Here is a 17,452-nt window from a genome sequence, read left to right as displayed (position 1 = left end):
ATAACAATTACCGGTAAAAGTGTAATCGCTTGCAAAAATCGACATAGCATGGTATAAAATAAGTGTAAGGAGCAGTAATTCCCAGTAATACAGCCGACGTAGGAGCTGTTGAAAAGAATTGTTGTGAATCTTCGAGTAAACGAAAAGGATGTGGGAATTTGAATAACTCCTTACTAACTGAATAGGAATCCGACGAGATAAAAACAAGACGAAGTGGACATCAGAACCTTCCATTGTTATCACACTTAATCTATGAACGACAGATAGATTGACTACCCTCTCTCATCGGATTCTATTTTTTTGCATTTTTTTATGGAAAATTCCTTTTTTACACACTCTGATTCGTTCCATGTTATAATATTTAGCAGAAAAAATTTTGGAGATAATAACTATTATGAAATTTCATTACTATCTTCTCGTCAATCAAGCAGCTGGCGGAGGAAACGGAAAAAAAGTTAGTGATCAGATTTGTTCATTAATGAAACAGCAGAACTATTCTTTTACAACCTACCTGACCCAATACCCTGATCATGAACTAGAACTCGTGGCAGAACTGGCAGAGCATACGTTACGTCCTTTTGATTCTGAATCAACCAAGGAATATTTTCCCTTACTAGTTGTCATTGGCGGAGATGGTACGCTACATCAAGTCATTAACCAATTAAAAATGATGGGCAAAGAACGGCCGATTGCGTATATTCCTGCGGGGTCAGGAAATGATTTTGCTCGAGGCATTGGTTTACCAAGAGAAGCCGAACAAGCTTTCCAACGAATAATTCACACAACACAACCGCGAAGTGTCAATATTTTGACTTATGAAGAAGCGATTCAAGAACGTAGTGGTATTAGCGTGAATAATATCGGCATTGGTTTAGATGCTGCCATTGTTCATCGCACCAATCATTCTGTAACAAAAGAGAATTTAAATAAATACAATCTTGGCTCATTTTCTTATATCGCTTCTGTTATTCATGTCTTATTCAAACAAAAAGGCTTTCCAATTTTAATTGAAGCCAATGGTCAGACGTATCATTACGACAAAGCTTTTTTATGTACTACCACAAATCATCCCTATTTTGGTGGAGGTGTGGGGATTGCACCAATGGCTGACATCAACAAAACCACGCTTGATTTAGTCGTCGTTGAGCGTTTACCCATGTATAAAATAGCCTGGTTAATTTTTTTATTGCTACGAAAAAAACATCATTTATCAAAATATTACCACCATCTTTCCGGAACGAAAGTACGGCTTGTTTCGCCGACACCACAATTCTCACAAGCAGATGGCGAAGTGTTAGGAAAAGGACCGTACGATTTAGCGATTGCTTTAACGACACAACTTTTTTGGTGCTAAAAAAAAGCGAATTGCACAAAGGTGTGATGTCAGTCAGTAGTCCGATAAAAAGCCTATAACCCAGTAAATAAAAACAGTAGCGACTATTAAATTCGCTACTGTTTTTATTTCTGATATAGACCAATAAGTATCGAAATGACAAGTTGTATTAAATAGGCAATCGTATATTAAAGATAAGTCAATTAACATTAAAAAATCAACAAGTCCAAAAAGCAACGATTAGCAAATAATTTATCCGGTCCACTGTTCAATCATTTTGTAATTAATATTCTATACTCTAATCTTTGTGATTATTTTCTTCACATCCTCCAAATAATCATCTCCTACCTCTGGAAGTAACAAATTACCTTCTATGGCATTCATCATCACTAGCTCTTTTTCTTTCAGCCGATCATAGACTAATTGGTCAATGAAGCCGTTATGCGCATTATTTCCATCTGTCATCAAGTAATAATAGCGAGTATATTGATTATCATCTAGACCTAATCGATGAATACGATCTCGAGATTGTAACATAAAAGTCAGATTGAAATTGTATTCAAAATAAACAGCATCATGAACTGATTGATGCAATGAGATAGATTCTCCTAAAGTCGCAGGGTTTGAAATGAGGACTTGAACGGGGCCATTACGAAACTCATTAATCAATTCAACACGATCTTCTTTAGGCGTTTGCCCGTAAATCAAATGTGAAAGTATTCCTCTTTCACTTAACACATTGTGTATTTTACGCATAGTCCCAACAAACATTCCCCATACAATAACTTTTTTCCCTTCAGCAATCAGTTGTTCAATTAGTTGTATTCCTGCAGTAAACTTAGGTGTCACCATTGATTCTACGCCAGCATCAAAATACATACGTTGTTTCGCTTTATTTTGCTCAACTTGATCTAGTGCAGATTCAATCGAATAGTCTATTTCATCAAATAAAAAACCTAAATCATTCAAATTAATTTTTTCAGTCAAGAGTGCCGGATTAGTTGACGCTTGCAATAAACGAATATATCGTCCTAAAACATTCGTTTCAACTTCATGGATCGTTTTAGCTAAATCTACTTGTCTCTCACTGGGTTGGATGATGAGGAGTTGGTCTGGTTCCGCTTCAGGGACATTCAAATCTTTTTTTGTTGTACGCCAAAAAAATGGCTGTAACTTCTCATTAATTTCGTTAGCGTTCGATGCTTCTAAATCATGGATATCCCAGCTAAAGAAGGACTCATACTCATTATCATAGAGCAAATGGAGAAAATTGTAGACATCTTTGTAAGAATTTGGGATAGGAGTTCCTGTAAGTACGTAACGATAACGTGATTGCTTTCCTAGCTCTAAGGCACTTTGGGCTCGTTTCCCAACTGGATTTTTTATACGATGAACCTCGTCGAACACAATCATCGTCTTTTCGTCAATTAAGGCATTTAAGACAGATAGTTTCCAGCCAAAAAGTGATTCATAATTAATCACAATCACGTTAGCAACTCCCCAATTTGTTCGAATATCTCCTGGATTATTAAAATTTTTCAAATTCATAAAATGGAGTGAACGCTTGTCGCCAAACACCTCAATAAACTCTGTGCGCCACGCCTCAAAGGCATTAAGTGGAGAAATCACTAACACTTTATTGACTTCATTTATGGCTGAAGAAGATAGATAAGCAAAAGCACCGTAGGTCATCGCAGTCTTGCCAGCCCCAGGTACACTAAAATTTGCAGCACGCTTCATAGTTGATAAATAAAAACTTGCCTGAATTTGTTGTGGTTTCAAGGGACGACTGATTTCTTGATCAATAATTTCTTCAAATTGTTGTAATTCTAAGTTCCAACGATTATCGTATTCTTTAATAGTTATCCCGGCAATTTTCTGTTCGTCTATTGCATAGCTATTTTGTTCAATAAACACGCGTACTTCTTCATCTATTTCTAAATTGTCATCTAATCTATCATTAAGTTTTGTAATCAATTCAGTGAGCTGAACATAATTCAACTCACTTGAAAGTTCTAATTGGTCAAGGTTTTGAAAAAAAGAATGATACCTCTCCAAAAATCGACTCATTTTTCGAGTCTTTAAAATGCCATCTTCGTTGTCAATGAACTTGAACATACCTTCATTGCCAACCAACTTGACATTAAAGCTCATCTTCATACACCTCTATTAGATCTCCACTAATCAGATTGATATTAATGAGAGTGTCGCGGATCTCGACAACTTGATCTTTAGAAAAATTAGTAAACTGCAAATTACCTGTTAAGCCATTTCCACGCTTCATATCATTTAATGTGTTTAGCGTTTCTTTTATATTTGCAATAAAACTATCTACGTTCTTGCCACGATTTTGACGGTTGACAGTCTTATTGTATACTTCAGTGATCTGACGTAATTCAGGTGTTGCTTCTTCTAAACGTTTACGGTAATCTGCCGCTGAATGAATTGGTCCACTTTCTAGTTTATCACGAAATACTTCGACAAACTCTTCGATAGAGTCATTATAATCATCATTATCAGCTGAACTAACAATATTCTTTAAATAGTCGCGAACTTCTCTTACTGTATCCCCACCGGTATGAACCATTTTCCCAAGTAGGCTAAAAGCACTCTCCTTAGTCTGTTCATACTTTGGTCCTTGATTAGGAAAACTTGTCGCAAATTTTTTTGCAAGTTCAAAAAGAGGGTTGTAGAGTTTAGCATCTTTAATAATAAAATATGCCTCTGGAGACGCATTAATAAAATGAAGAAAATCATGAGCTAATTCAACAGTTGCAATTCGATTTTCAATTTCTTTTACGGTCATATTAGCCTCATTTGAATAATCTTTTTTCGTCATCAAACCATCACGTATAATTGTTTGGTAGATATCTACTGCTAAATCAACAGGATCATACTGTAACTTTTCTTCCGTACCCATTTGGATTGCCAGCTCTAGTCGTTTAATTTGAGCTCGATTAGCTTTTGCATCATAAGTAAAGGGTAGGATAACAGCTTCGAAATATTGACTCGTACCAATTTCTGTTTGTAATTGTCTCAATGCAGTAAAACGACGATTACCGTCAATAATACGTCCATCTTGCAGTACATAACCATAAACTTGTTGGCCTTTTTCTTTGATCGATTTTTTAGTCTTTTTTAAAGCAGTCGCATTATCTTCTTCAATAAACATTGCTATCTTGTTGTTGTAGTCAGGGTTTATTTCATCCGTTTGAGCTGTTAAAGTACCAAATTCTCTTTTAATCTGTGTGGAAATACGCCCATTTTCATCGTTATAGTACAAATATTTTAGTGGTATACGGTACACATCGAGCATTGTATCTGTTAAATTCGGAATCGTTGTGGGTAATTTAGGTTTAGCACCCGTTTTTGCAATTTCACCAGTTCTCCCTAAATCCATCAAATTATTTGTCATTTAACTTTGCCACCTTTCTTAATTTATCGTATACATCTTGTGCTGCCGTTGCCTCCTGATATTCGACACCATATTGTTTCAAAGCTCCAAAGAAACGCTCTTGTATTGCCACAATCTGCTCATCGCTAAGACGCTTCCCTGACCCCTCTGCTTTGGTTTCGACCAATAAATAAACATGTGACTTATCTTCTCGCTCAACAATATAAACAAAGTCAGGAGTTGTGGTCCCACCCATATACTTTGGAACTTGAATCGCTTTTTTAGGTAATTTACCAAAAGAAAGGATATTTGAACCATATCCGTACTTCAATAGTTCTCTTTCGGGTTTCATTGAATCGTAACGAAGTGGCGGAATTTCATAGAGTTGTCGTCCATCATCTACTATATCGCTGTCTTCATTGATACCAATAATAGTTGCTAAAATATCCTCTTTAAAATCATTCTTCATCACATCAAAAACAGACGTACTGGCCTGAAATTCAAGAGGATGGTAGCGATAACTTTGAGCATAACGCTTTTCAAATCGATCTTTAAAATCACGGACTAAATTGCTAAGTGTTAATTCATTTAAATAATCTTTATTGCCACCATAGGTTTCTTTTAAAGCACTTAATAAGCTTTTGTGTAATTGCGCTGGTTTCAATTTAGTGCGTTGGGTCAATTTTAATAAAAATTCACCATATTTCATACCTGTAATCGGTTTACGGCTATCGTAATTGGCTTTTTGTTCACGTACACGCATTTCACCGTTCTCGTCATTATAATACAATTCGTTGCGAGTGAATTCTGGATACTGAAGTGTAAAGTTATCCTTATCTCGAATCATTTCATCAATGAGTAGCTGCAGAGCCTCGTCATTGATACGGTCAAATTCTAACATATAACGGTTTGAGAATTGCTCCCATAGATGGCGCATTTTATTCCAGTTTTCTTTATTGAGCTTGATGCGCTGTTTATTTTTAGGACCACCTGTGGTAATTTTTCCTGTTTTAACTTGTGTCGCTTCAGTTAAAACAGGATACAATTCAATCAGTTTCTCAAAGCCATTCTCTTTAAAATCATTATTGCGCTTAATAATACTGGCAGCATCGAGTTGTCCTAATAAAGTTTCTTCATCTAAATTATTTGTTTTTTCGATAATTAATTGAATCATAGCAGGGGTCAGTTTACTTTCATTTAACTTAACTACAGCATCATCATTGACTTCTGCAACTAATTTATTTGCAAAGTCTTTCTCATCGTAACCAATGAGGAAACGTAATCTGCTCGGAAGCTCATCTTGTAAAAGCCGATGACCATTCTCATCAACTGGTAATCGTAAACCACGACCGACTTCTTGAATCTTAGAATTCTCACTACCTGAAGTTCGTAACTTGGCAATCATAAAAACATTGGGATTATCCCAACCTTCGCGGAGAGTCCATTTAGAAAATAAGAAACGACGAGTTTGCCAATTCCCCTTTCCATCCTTAAACGACAGTAGTTTTTCTTTGTTTTTTAAGATGTCATCCACCTCAGCTTGAATAGCTTCATCCCCTGAACCACGATCTTCACCAAAGTAGCCTGCGTGAACATTCTCAGTCAAATCAGCCAAAGTCGCTTGTAAAAAAGATAAGTATTCTTGCTCTCGAGGTAACTTTTTCAAGCGGAACTCACGAATCAGTGCTTCTAGTTTGCGTCTAAGATGCTTCTCAAATAGTTCTTTCAACCATCCTTTTTCATCACGATATGACTTGATCGAATCAATAAAGAAGAGTGACAAAGTTTTGACTTTCGGTTGATACTCATTTTCACGCATGAAATTTGGTATTTCTGCCTCAAAATGCTTCTCAATCGCATCGCGAATAATGAGTTCTTGGTAAGAGTTTGTCATCGTAGCAGGTAAGAAAGACATCCCCTTCTCCAATTCAAGTCCATTTGATAGTCTCTTGGCACCCTCATAATAAATGTCCCCATCAAAACCAATGTCATCACCTTTACCATAAGTATAGAGAGTTGAATTGTGCTTAAGAACGAGTTGTTGGTTAGTTACTGATTCGACCACATACCGCTCTTTAGACTCCGTTTCAGTTACATTAGGATAATAAACATCAATCCCTTTAACTAAACCGTTATTGAAAGAAGAGACCGCATTCAGGTTGAACTGAGGTTGTTTGCGGTAATAGTCTTTCACAAAGCTTGCTTGGCGTCCTTTCCCGACCTTTACGTCAGGAAAGGTGGCCCCAAAACGGATAATCATTTGCGGTTCGACTGCCGTAATCGATTTATAGTTCGCCTTATCTCTTGGAAAACGATGAGGCTCATCAATCATCACAATCGGTCGAGTGGCTTTAAGTCCTTCTAAGGGTGATGTCCAACCAGATAAGAGCGTTTGAGCGTAATCCTTCTTCATAGATGCAGAATTAAGCATGCCGGCATTAATCAATAAGACTTGAATCGTCGATGAATTTAGACGATCACCTTCAATAAACTCTACCAAGTGGGCTGGTAACAAGCCTTTTTTGCTATTAAAATCTCCGGCATTGATCACGTTGAGGTTGATTTGTGTATTTTCATAAAATTGCGAAAAGTGCTGCTTGGCATAATCCGCTTCAATAAAGTTTTTCCATCCTTCTTTAATTGCTGGTGAAGGAACCACAACAATAAATTTAAATAAACCATATTTTTGATGCAGATCGTACATGGCACGTACACCCACATAGGTTTTACCCGTTCCAGTTTCCATCTTGATATCAATGTTTGTATTCTCATTGCCTCGCCCTTTAATAATCGGATTGGCGTACACATAATCTTTATCTGGATCTGTAGTTCGTTCATCTAAACCATAAAAGGCTTCATCCAATGCTTGGAGAGCTTCTAGCTGATGAGGTAATTCTTCTAATAGAATCTTCATGCTTTCTGCCTCCTAATATCTCACTTGCAGATTGACTTTATTCTCTAATTGATTCAGTGCAATCTCTAATTCTCGTAAACTTTCCATCTCAAGCGTGTAGCCATAAACCACAATTGTTTGAACAATCAGTTCATTTTTACCAATTGCGTTAACTAAGGCCTTAGTATTCTCTGTTTGCCATTTTTTCGCTATCAAATAAATTCTCTGATTATTCACGTAGGGCAATTGGATACCTGAAAAGTCTACCATCTCTATATCTACATCAAATTGATAATTATCTTTAGCAAGATAAGTCTGTAAGATTGTATCAATTCCAGACGCGCTCCCTGCCACACCTAATTTTTCACTAGAAAGCGCATCAATCATATCATCAAATAGGTCGAGTTGTAGCTGGTCATCATAATCGATTTTCTCCAATGTATCTTGGGTTGGTGGTACCACACGATAATGCTTAAAGCCAAAATCTTGTGTTTCAGTGAGCAAAGGGTTCTCGCCCTTGATTTTATTGGCTGCTCGGATGATACGTTCACGAGAGATTTCATCAATGGACTTATAGCCGGCTTTGTAGGCTGTCTCACCACCCTTGGTTGGAACTTCTTTACCATCAGAGTTCACTGTAAAGGTTGGTTCAGGTAAGGTACACATGATGTATCGTCGATTGCCACCGTCTTCAACGTTCAATTGCATTACTGCATCAGCTGTAGTTGATGAGCCAGCGAAGAAATCTAAAATTAATGCATTTTTATTAAAATTTGTTGCAGCTTTTAATAACTCAATAATATAATTCACAGGTTTTGTATAGCTAAAGATATTTTTTTGATTAAACAAATTATCTAATTCTTCATATGCATCTTCGTTGGTGCCAGAAATTTTGACACCGTCAATATAACTTGGAAATCCTTTAAAATTCTTTTCATCAAATTTTCTAAAGGCTCTAGGCTGGAAATTTAAGGTATTAATTACGATTCTCGTACCTTTAGATAACTCAGAATCTAAAAAATCTTGATTCCAAATAAAATTAGAAGATAAAATGAAATCAGTAATTATTACTCCGTCCTTCACTTCAATATCATTTTCAAGGTGTACCGGGGTGGCGTCCTTTCCATATTCACCTTTTTCATAAATTCCGTCTTTCAATTTTGACTTAACTATACATTTATTAAATTTTAGTTTACTAAAGGAATTAGTGCGTTTTATAATGGGCTGAGATTCTTTTTCACTTGTTCCCCCCCCATATAAGTAAATTCTATCATTGTTATTTTTTGCATATAAAATACAATTTTCTGTCATACTAATAACTTTTTTTGATAAAAAGCTGCCTTTTCTTTTTTTCAACCAAACTATATCTCCTAAAAAACTATTTTCTCCAAAAACATCATCTAATAATAATTTAAGGTTAGAGTGTTCATTATCATCAATAGAAATAAAAATCACACCGGTATCTTTCAGTACTCTCTTTGCTAAATAGAGTCTTGGATACATAAAAGTCAGCCAAGCACTATGGGTCGCTTTGCCTTGAATTGACTTCAATCTTTTTAATTCATCATCACTTATAGCAAACATATCTTTGAGTTGCTCATCAGAATATTCAAAGTTATCTGGATAAACAAATCCGTCCGAACCTGTATTATAAGGGGGATCAATATAAATAAAATCTACACTATTGGCATAATTTTGTTGCAAGTGACGTAAGACTTCAAGATTATCACCTGTAAAAAATAGATTTTTACTGTTTTTATTTTCTTCTTTTTGGTTGTGATTATTATCTGGCACAATCACCGTTGTTGGGCGTTCGCCTGCTTGTTTCTTGGCATAGTTTTTGCCAATAAAATCTAAACGGTAGCCACTAGAAAGTTCATCGATATTATGTTCTTTTAAAGCTTGTTGAAATTTTTCATTATCAAAGGTTGAGGCTTCAACAATATTGCCTTCTTCATCATATTTGGTAGCAGTAAAAAATTCTGGCATCTTTTGACGTAGTTCGTCCAAAAACGCAGAATTTGATTTGATTGATTCATTAAACTGTTGATTATCTCGTAACATCTTGACACTTCCTCGTTAATACATATTTTGTCTTTTACTTTAAATTACTGAATACTGTTAAATAGTAAAATGACTATTAGTATTATTATACCATAAAACCGCTACTTTCAGCAGTTTTATGGATGAATCATACTCCAGTATTCCTTAGTATTTACATACATCTCGTGTTAGAATATAGTAAAATAACATTGATAAACAATTGGGGGATAATATGAAGATTAAAACTATCGAAATTTCAGGTTTTAGACAAATTACACATGCAACGTTTAATCTAGAAAATGGTATTACTTTTCTTGCTGGAGCTAATAATAGTGGTAAAACTTCGCTAGTCGAACTTCTGAATTGTATTTTTAATTTTGGTAACGAAAAATTTTCTGGTGAAGATTTTTCGGTAGTTAATACTCAAAAGTGGATAAACGAAGTTTTACCACTAATATTAGCTTTTTTTCAAGAAGAAACACAAAAAGAAAGTATTATCTCCAATATTTGTAATTTAATTTTTCCTGATACAGATGAACAGAATGAAATAATTATTGAGCCAATTAAGCTAAAAATTCAAATTGATTATGATGCTGCAAATGATGATATAAGAAATTTTGCTGACTATATAATGGATCTTGATCCATCTTCTTCCAGTTTCTATTTTGTTTACGAGTATAATGTAGACAACTCTCTTTTCAGAAAGAATCTAATAAATCATTACGATAAACTAGAACATCGTGCTAAAAAAATACTTTCAGACTCTGAAAATAATAACGATGCAAATATTAAGAAAATAATTTTGAAAGTATATTTTGACTCCTTATCAGAAACTATTAGATTTACAGATAGTAAATTCGAAAATGGTGGAAAGGTTGATCGTAGAAACTTCATAAAGCTTTTCAATTTTCAAAAAATTATGGCTGGGAGAACCTTAGATGATACTAGTACGGACAGAAGTAAAATCTTAAGTAAAAATATTGTTGATATTGCTAGTGAAGATGAAAAGTGGGCAAAAACAATTGAAAGCTTACCTGATACAATATTAAAGGCTATCGAAAGTGAAAAAATCGATCAAATTGTAAAAGATACTTCCATTAATTCACTTAAAGAAACTATGTCTTCAATTTCAATGACGAACGGTGGTCAAGCAAACGAAATCATTATTGACATGGATATTACAGAAGAATCCATTAAATCATTACTTAAGAATATCACTAGTGCAAAGTATATGTTAGATGAACACTATTTAAATGAATCATCGCAAGGATTAGGATATAGTAACCTTATCTATATGCATTTGCAACTAGAAAAATTTAATAAAACAATTGATCCATTATTGGTTAATTTGTTTGTAATAGAAGAACCCGAATCTCATATGCATCCCCAAATGCAATATATTTTTTCGCAATATTTACTAACTTATTTTGCCTCTAGACCAGAATTACAAGGATTCATCACTACACACTCACACGAAGTTGTTAGAGGTGCTAAGCTATCTCAATTGAGGGTACTCAGAAAAGTTGATAGCTTTAAGTGTTCTTTATATGATTTAAGAAATTTTCATAATAATTTGGAAGGTACCCCTCAATTGTTGGATTTTTACAACTATTTTTATTCAATTAGCTTTCCCGATATTATTTTTGCGGATAAAGTTATTTTGTATGAAGGTGATACAGAGCGGATGCTTATTAATAGTCTTTTGAAAGCTGATAAAACGCCCTTTCCTAAACTAAAGAGTCAGTATCTTTCATTTGTTCAAGTCGGAGGGGCATACGCAGTTAACTATGAACCTATTCTAAAATATCTAGATATAAAATCGCTAATAATAACAGATATAGATTACGGAAAAGAATGTAATACTAAAAAAGAAATAGAAGCTTCCAAATCTACAAACGATTCTATAAATAAATTATTAAATATGAGAGCAAAAACTGAAAACACAAAAACTATTAAAGATATTTACTCCTGTAGAGAAAATAAAGAACCGTATGCTTTAATAAGAGATAATATATGCCTAACTTTCCAAGGTGAAAAGGATGGCTATACAAGAACACTAGAAGAAGCAATGTTATGTAAATTATATGGTATCAAGTCATTCGATACGCAGACAAAAATTTGGTGGAAAGACAAAAGAAAGAGCGACAATTTAAAATATTCGATACCAAACGACGCATCTATTGGCGTAAGGAAAATTATTAATAGTACTTCAAAAAATAAAACAGATTTTATGTATTCTGTTGTCCTAAATAATAAATTGACAAGTATGTTGCCTTACTATATTGAGGAGGGGCTAAAGTGGCTAGAAAAATAGATAATTTTTTCATTGTCAATGCTCCAGCAGGCAGTGGTAAAACGACTACTATTCGAGAAATGATTCGTGACATTATTTCGAATAACTCCAAAGATAATGTATTGTGCATAACATACACCAATAGAGCCGCAGATGAGCTTTCTAATAGTTTTTCTTCTCCTAATGTTGCTATTTCAACAATTCATTCATTTTTAAATAGTTTCATGAAACAATATTTTGGTAGTCAAGAAATTATTGACTTATACTTTGAAACTTACGAAGACAGTATACAACAAAGAATTGATAATAGAGAGGCTAAAGAAAATCAGACTAAAAGCAATCTAAAGTACATTGAAAAATATGGAGATCTGAGTATCGATACTCTTCGAAGAAATATTACAAATATATATTACAATGAAAATAGCTTCAATTCCCTATATTATGGCGGGTTAAGTCATGATGACCTGATTTCATTTTCAAGTAAAATTTTTCTAAAGTATAAAATAATACAGAATAGATTATCTTACAAATTCCAGCATGTTTTTATTGATGAATATCAGGATACAACCGTAGATGTTCTAAATATTTTTTATGAAAGTTTAAGAGGAAAAAGAACAACCTTATATCTATTTGGTGATAAGATGCAACAAATTTACAAAAATTATGATGGAAACTTTGAACCAAATTTTAAAGAATTTGATTCTAGTAAAGCTTTAAACACTAACTACCGGTCAATTCCGAAGATCATAAGTTTACTAAATAACATATACAATGATTCCAGTTTCGTTCAAAATGTCTCTGATGATATGGTAGACATTGTTCCTAGTTTTAATCCAAGAGTAATTATTAGCAAAAATGTTGATGAAGAATTGACTAAAATTTTAAATAATTATCCAAATTCATTAACTTTATTCCTATCTAATCGATCTAGATTTCAAAAAATCGGTTGTTCTTCTTTATATACTACGTTTAGTAGAATGGAACGCTATTCTTTTGGCAAAAAGTATAGTGTAGTAGATGTATTAACAAATATCACCAAAGACAACCCTGATTCTTTGATGAGACTGATCTTTTTAGTAGCAGAAATCAATAATAATTACACTTCCAATAACTACGGCGCAATTGTCCAAAAAATTAAGGAAGAGCAGCCGATACTTGGAATAAAAGATTGGAAATTATCAAACCATCAAGATAAAGCTAATCTAAATACAATTCTTGCTGAATTAGCTTCGATATTATCGTCTTCCGAAAACTCTATCCAAAATGTTTTAACTTACTTAAAGGAAAAAATTCTGCAAACATCATTAACATTAAGCGAGATTATGGAAGATGATAGTTATTCTGACGCATTGAATGTTCCTATTAATGAGGTGGTAAAACTCTATGACTACTTAGAGTCCCCAAAAGTATCCACACAACATGGGGTAAAAGGAGAAAGTCACGATGAAGTTATTTTCATTGCCGATAATGGTAGTAATCCTTCGGTAAGTATGTATAAGTTTTTTGATCTTTGGTCAGACACCGATATTTCACTCTCATCATTAGAAGAATTTTATTATCAATATTCTTTTGAATTAATTAAAATTACTGAAAAAGTGGGAGTTAGAATTAGCGCTTTAAATGCGGGTAGTTTCATACCTCATAAAGATTACTTAAAAGACAGTGCGTCTAATATAATGACTATGTTTCAGGGAAACGATTTATTTAATAAACTTTGTCTGCAAGATTATCAAACATTTATATCAAAACCAAATGTGACTAATGTGAAAAAATGTTTTAGGGAGTCACAAATATATGGAATTTTAAGTGCCTATAAACTGTTTTATGTAGGATGTTCAAGAGCACGCAAAGATCTTACTATTTTATTGGATAATACCAAAGTAACTGGCGGTTTAAACAGGCAAATACAGAAATTTGAGCAAGTCGGATTTGAAGTGTATAATAAGGGAACTTAATATTAACTCTAGAAAAATACAAATTTATATAAATTCAAATCTTGCTACACCTTCCTTTTTAAATGCGTTAATTGATGTAATAGATTCTGCTACGTGTTCTCGTTCATCAATTGGCCTTTTATCAAATTTCTATTCGCGGGATCGATAGTTATACTACACCGGTTCCTTCATCTCGTTATCACGGATTTCGTCTTAGGGTTTCATCAACTACCTGCGACTGGACTCGCGCCAACTATATGTTCTCCCCATGCCTAACACACTATAAAAATAGCTGACGATTTCCAATCAGCTGTTTTGAGGTTATAGGTATTTTGTTAAGACTGCTGTCGGATTGAGCACCGTCATCTGCAACAAGGATTGAATTGTATTATTTTCAGCTTCTGCTACAAATGTTACTTCTTGGTTTAATAATGTTTGTAAATTACACTTCGTTCCATCTGTACTTTGACTTTTCACAATTTCAGTTAGGAGCTGTTTAAAATCTTCAAAGTTACTCTCGATTGTAAAATAGTAGTCTTTAGATCTCCAGTCATCTTTAGTTATGTTCGTTTCGGTATGAGTGAAACAGAGTTGCGTTCCGTTTTCACAAATATCTAGCGTTTGTAGAAAACTGGGTAGTTCTTCGGGAGTAACGTATTTTCCCAGAAGGTCGCTCGTAAAGGTTTCTGTATCTGGAAAACTGCCCCAGTAGGTGTTCAGACGGAGTTCATTGCTTAGCTTCTTTAGTGTTACTTTTGTTTTAAAATTTTCGTACATTTTCTTCCTTTCGTTCTTTTACATCACGATGATAACTCGATTGCCTTAATAAGTCCAGTCGGTTTTTGAGGATTATTTTTACGCATTTTGAAGAAGCTTTTACAAGTTTAGCGGATAATTACTTAACTTTATGTTTATTGGGCGCACACGGCGCAACGAGTGGAGTATAAGGCTAATTTATAAAGAAAACAGCCGATGAAATTATCAGCTGTTTAGGAGGTTATAAGTATTTTGTTAAGACTGCTGTCAGACTGTTCAGCTAAAGCAACTCGCTTTTTTAATTGGTTTGAAAGTCGTAAGGAGAAATTCCCGCCATTCCAATCATTGGATCTATTTGTCCTGTTTGGATGACCTCTTCTGTCAAATACTCTGGTAATTGTTCGAACGCTTCTTCAATCAGACTAGCTTCTTCTGAAAACAAAGATGTTTGTGCCTCTGACGCCTCAACTATTGGCAGTGGTGCCACATTATCCTCTTCGGCAAATGGCTCTTCATCCGCTTCTTCGTATTGATGAATGCGTTGGCGCATAGTTGAAGACAAGGAATCAATGCCTAAAATACGTTCTTTTAAGGTGGTATAACGCAAATTGGATTCATTCGCCACACATTGTTGGTAAGCCGGTAATTCACCTAATAAAATGAGCAATTCTTTGCTACGAGTAATTGCCGTATACAATAAATTCCGTTGCAACATGCGTTGATATTGATGCACCATCGGTAAAATGACCATTTTAAACTCACTACCTTGCGATTTATGAATCGAACAACAATACGACAAGGTAATTTTATTCCATTCACTGCGTTTATACGTTACTTCATTGGCATCAAATTGAATTGTTAATTCATCCACTTTATCTTCTGAATTCTTGGCATACGTAATTCCTACTATTTGCCCCATATCACCGTTAAAGACATTGTCTTCGGGCGAATTGACTAACTGCAAGACTTTGTCACCAATGCGGTACACCGTTTCATTCCAATGCACTTCTTTTTTCTTGCCATCAGGATTAGGGTTAAAGATTTCTTGCATCATTTTATTGAGTGCGTCAATCCCGGCGGCCCCTCGATACATAGGTGCTAGCACTTGAATATCTTGTGGCGTAAAACCACGATCTTTAGCACGTTGTACAATTTGCGCAATAATCGGTTCAATTTTGTAAGCATCACAAGCAAAAAAGGAACGGTCTTTTTGATTTTGTGTAAAGTTTTGTGGCAACCGACCATTTTTAATCTCATGCGCTAATGGAATAATACTTGAACCATCTCCTTGACGATAAATCTCGTTTAATTCTTGTTTGGGAATGTCGTCAATTTCTAACAAATCGTGCAAGACTTGTCCTGGTCCAACAGAGGGTAATTGGTCTTTATCCCCAACAAAAATAACTTGCATATTCGTTGAGATAGATTTAAATAAGGTATTGGCTAGCCATGTATCGACCATCGACATTTCATCGACAATTAATAAACCACCTTCTAATTCTTTAGGTGCCATAGCTGTTGCTTTTTCGCGTCCATTTAACCCTAACAAACGATGAATGGTCCCACTAGGTAAACCTGTTGTCTCATTCATCCGTTTCGCAGCACGACCAGTTGGTGCTGCTAATAAAATAGGAAATGTTTCTTCTGTGTATTTGCTTGGTTCTAAATCCACTTCATTTAATTCCGCAAATAATTGCACAATTCCATTGATAACGGTGGTTTTCCCTGTACCAGGTCCTCCTGTTAAGATAAATAACGGCGAACGAATGGCTTGTTTGATAGCCTCTTCTTGAGACGAACCATACACAATACCTAAGCGTTTTTCAATTTTCCGTAAACATTTTTCCACCGTTTTTTCTGGATAATTGATTTCCTTTTTTCGTTGCAACAAGCGTTGAATGGACGTCGCAATGCCCCATTCCGAAAAGAACAAACTATTTTCGTATAAATTTGTGCCCTCTTGTTGGATTTTTCCTTGATCGACCAACTGGATAACCACGTCAGCTACTTGTTCTGGATGAATTTCCACTGGTCGACTCGTTTCTAACAAACGAATCGTTTGATCCAGCAATTCTTGTGCAGGGACATACGTATTGCCGGTTTGCATCGATTGTTGGAAAATTTGGTGCAAAATGGCAGCACGCATCCGTTTAGGCGAAGTAGCTTCAATGCCTAATTGTTCCGCAATATTATCGGCTTTTTTAAATCCAATACCTTCAATGTCTTCAACCAAACGATACGGATTTTCTTCAATCATTTCAATCGCCGTATTTTTATAAGCTTGATAAATTGCAAAGGCCAGCTGACTACCAAAGCCAAAACGATTTAAACCGACAATGACTTGATCCATCCCATAATTTAAACGAATGGTTTCTAACATCATCTTTTGTTTTTTCTCGGTTAACCCAGGTACCTGTCCTAACAATTCTGGTTCTGCAATCATACGGTCGATGGCTTGTTCACCTAATAAATCGACAATTCGTTCGGCTGTTTTTTTACCTATTCCTGGAAATTTTTCACTTGAAAGGTAATGAATTAAGCCATTTTCTGAAGTAGGTTGTTCTTTTTGATACGTGTCAGCTTTTAATTGTTCACCGTATTTTGGATGTTCAACCATTTCACCAAAGAAACGATAACTCTCTTCTTCTTGTACCTCGCCAAAACTTCCTGTTACCACTATTTCTTTTTCACGATATTCGGCATTGGTTTCTTCAATGCGAACGAGTAATACTTTAAAAAAATTACTTGGATTTTGAAAAAAAATAGCGGCAACCTTGCCGACAACATACGTTTTTTCTGGCAACAT

General features: G+C 34.8%; 9 protein-coding genes. 3 read left to right on the top strand and 6 right to left on the bottom strand.

Annotated elements, in window-relative coordinates:
- The first annotated feature begins 394 nt into the window (after positions 1-394).
- Entirely contained in the window at positions 395-1,354 is a 960-nt protein-coding gene (locus tag PYW32_RS03210; protein ID WP_016175768.1) for a diacylglycerol/lipid kinase family protein, read from the top strand.
- Between the two features lie 270 nt (positions 1,355-1,624).
- On the opposite strand, the gene PYW32_RS03205 is transcribed toward PYW32_RS03210, so the two are convergent.
- Genes PYW32_RS03205 through PYW32_RS03190 form a run of 4 tightly spaced genes read right to left on the bottom strand, consistent with a single transcriptional unit; the run spans position 1,625 to position 9,684 of the window.
- Positions 1,625-3,487, bottom strand: coding sequence for a DEAD/DEAH box helicase (locus PYW32_RS03205; protein WP_016175769.1), 1,863 nt, complete (start codon positions 3,485-3,487; stop codon positions 1,625-1,627).
- A complete protein-coding gene (locus PYW32_RS03200) occupies positions 3,477-4,748 on the bottom strand; it encodes a ParB N-terminal domain-containing protein (protein ID WP_016175770.1) in 1,272 nt (423 codons plus the stop codon). The genes PYW32_RS03205 and PYW32_RS03200 overlap by 11 nt, the downstream gene beginning before the upstream one ends.
- Positions 4,738-7,641 carry a type III restriction-modification system endonuclease gene (locus tag PYW32_RS03195; protein ID WP_016175771.1) on the bottom strand — a complete coding sequence of 968 codons (2,904 nt, stop codon included), beginning with the start codon at positions 7,639-7,641 and terminating at the stop codon, positions 4,738-4,740. Before PYW32_RS03195 ends, PYW32_RS03200 begins: the two co-directional genes overlap by 11 nt.
- Before the next feature lie 12 nt (positions 7,642-7,653).
- On the bottom strand, positions 7,654-9,684 hold the full coding sequence (locus tag PYW32_RS03190) for a site-specific DNA-methyltransferase (RefSeq protein ID WP_016175772.1): 2,031 nt from the start codon (positions 9,682-9,684) through the stop codon (positions 7,654-7,656).
- A gap of 211 nt (positions 9,685-9,895) precedes the next feature.
- On the opposite strand from PYW32_RS03190, the gene PYW32_RS03185 reads away from it, so the two are divergent.
- Together PYW32_RS03185 and PYW32_RS03180 are read left to right on the top strand one after the other, a co-directional pair.
- Positions 9,896-11,977 (top strand): AAA family ATPase, encoded by a 2,082-nt coding sequence (locus PYW32_RS03185; protein WP_016175773.1) that lies wholly within the window; start codon positions 9,896-9,898, stop codon positions 11,975-11,977.
- Positions 11,962-13,911 carry a UvrD-helicase domain-containing protein gene (locus PYW32_RS03180; RefSeq protein WP_016175774.1) on the top strand — a complete coding sequence of 650 codons (1,950 nt, stop codon included), beginning with the start codon at positions 11,962-11,964 and terminating at the stop codon, positions 13,909-13,911. The genes PYW32_RS03185 and PYW32_RS03180 overlap by 16 nt, the downstream gene beginning before the upstream one ends.
- Before the next feature lie 300 nt (positions 13,912-14,211).
- Here PYW32_RS03180 and PYW32_RS03175 read toward each other — a convergent pair whose 3' ends face one another.
- Both PYW32_RS03175 and recD2 read right to left on the bottom strand, forming a co-directional pair.
- Positions 14,212-14,667: a hypothetical protein gene (locus tag PYW32_RS03175; protein ID WP_016175775.1), complete on the bottom strand. Its 456-nt coding sequence runs from the start codon at positions 14,665-14,667 to the stop codon at positions 14,212-14,214.
- 277 nt (positions 14,668-14,944) lie between these two features.
- Positions 14,945-17,452 (bottom strand): SF1B family DNA helicase RecD2, encoded by a 2,508-nt coding sequence (gene recD2, locus PYW32_RS03170; RefSeq protein ID WP_016175776.1) that lies wholly within the window; start codon positions 17,450-17,452, stop codon positions 14,945-14,947.

Origin of the sequence: Enterococcus saccharolyticus subsp. saccharolyticus (assembly GCF_029023825.1) — a bacterium.
GTDB classification, from domain to species: Bacteria; Bacillota; Bacilli; order Lactobacillales; family Enterococcaceae; genus Enterococcus_F; species Enterococcus_F saccharolyticus.
Note: the sequence above shows the minus strand (reverse complement) of the source record. Positions and strands in the feature narration are given on the sequence as shown.

What these genes read in the sequence shown, in the direction of transcription:
- PYW32_RS03210 (WP_016175768.1), top strand. Translation starts at nt 395, where the DNA reads ATGAAATTTCATTACTATCTTCTCGTCAATCAAGCAGCTGGCGGAGGA.
- PYW32_RS03205 (WP_016175769.1), bottom strand. Translation starts at nt 3,487, where the DNA reads ATGAGCTTTAATGTCAAGTTGGTTGGCAATGAAGGTATGTTCAAGTTC.
- PYW32_RS03200 (WP_016175770.1), bottom strand. Translation starts at nt 4,748, where the DNA reads ATGACAAATAATTTGATGGATTTAGGGAGAACTGGTGAAATTGCAAAA.
- PYW32_RS03195 (WP_016175771.1), bottom strand. Translation starts at nt 7,641, where the DNA reads ATGAAGATTCTATTAGAAGAATTACCTCATCAGCTAGAAGCTCTCCAA.
- PYW32_RS03190 (WP_016175772.1), bottom strand. Translation starts at nt 9,684, where the DNA reads ATGTTACGAGATAATCAACAGTTTAATGAATCAATCAAATCAAATTCT.
- PYW32_RS03185 (WP_016175773.1), top strand. Translation starts at nt 9,896, where the DNA reads ATGAAGATTAAAACTATCGAAATTTCAGGTTTTAGACAAATTACACAT.
- PYW32_RS03175 (WP_016175775.1), bottom strand. Translation starts at nt 14,667, where the DNA reads ATGTACGAAAATTTTAAAACAAAAGTAACACTAAAGAAGCTAAGCAAT.
- recD2 (WP_016175776.1), bottom strand. Translation starts at nt 17,452, where the DNA reads ATGTTGCCAGAAAAAACGTATGTTGTCGGCAAGGTTGCCGCTATTTTT.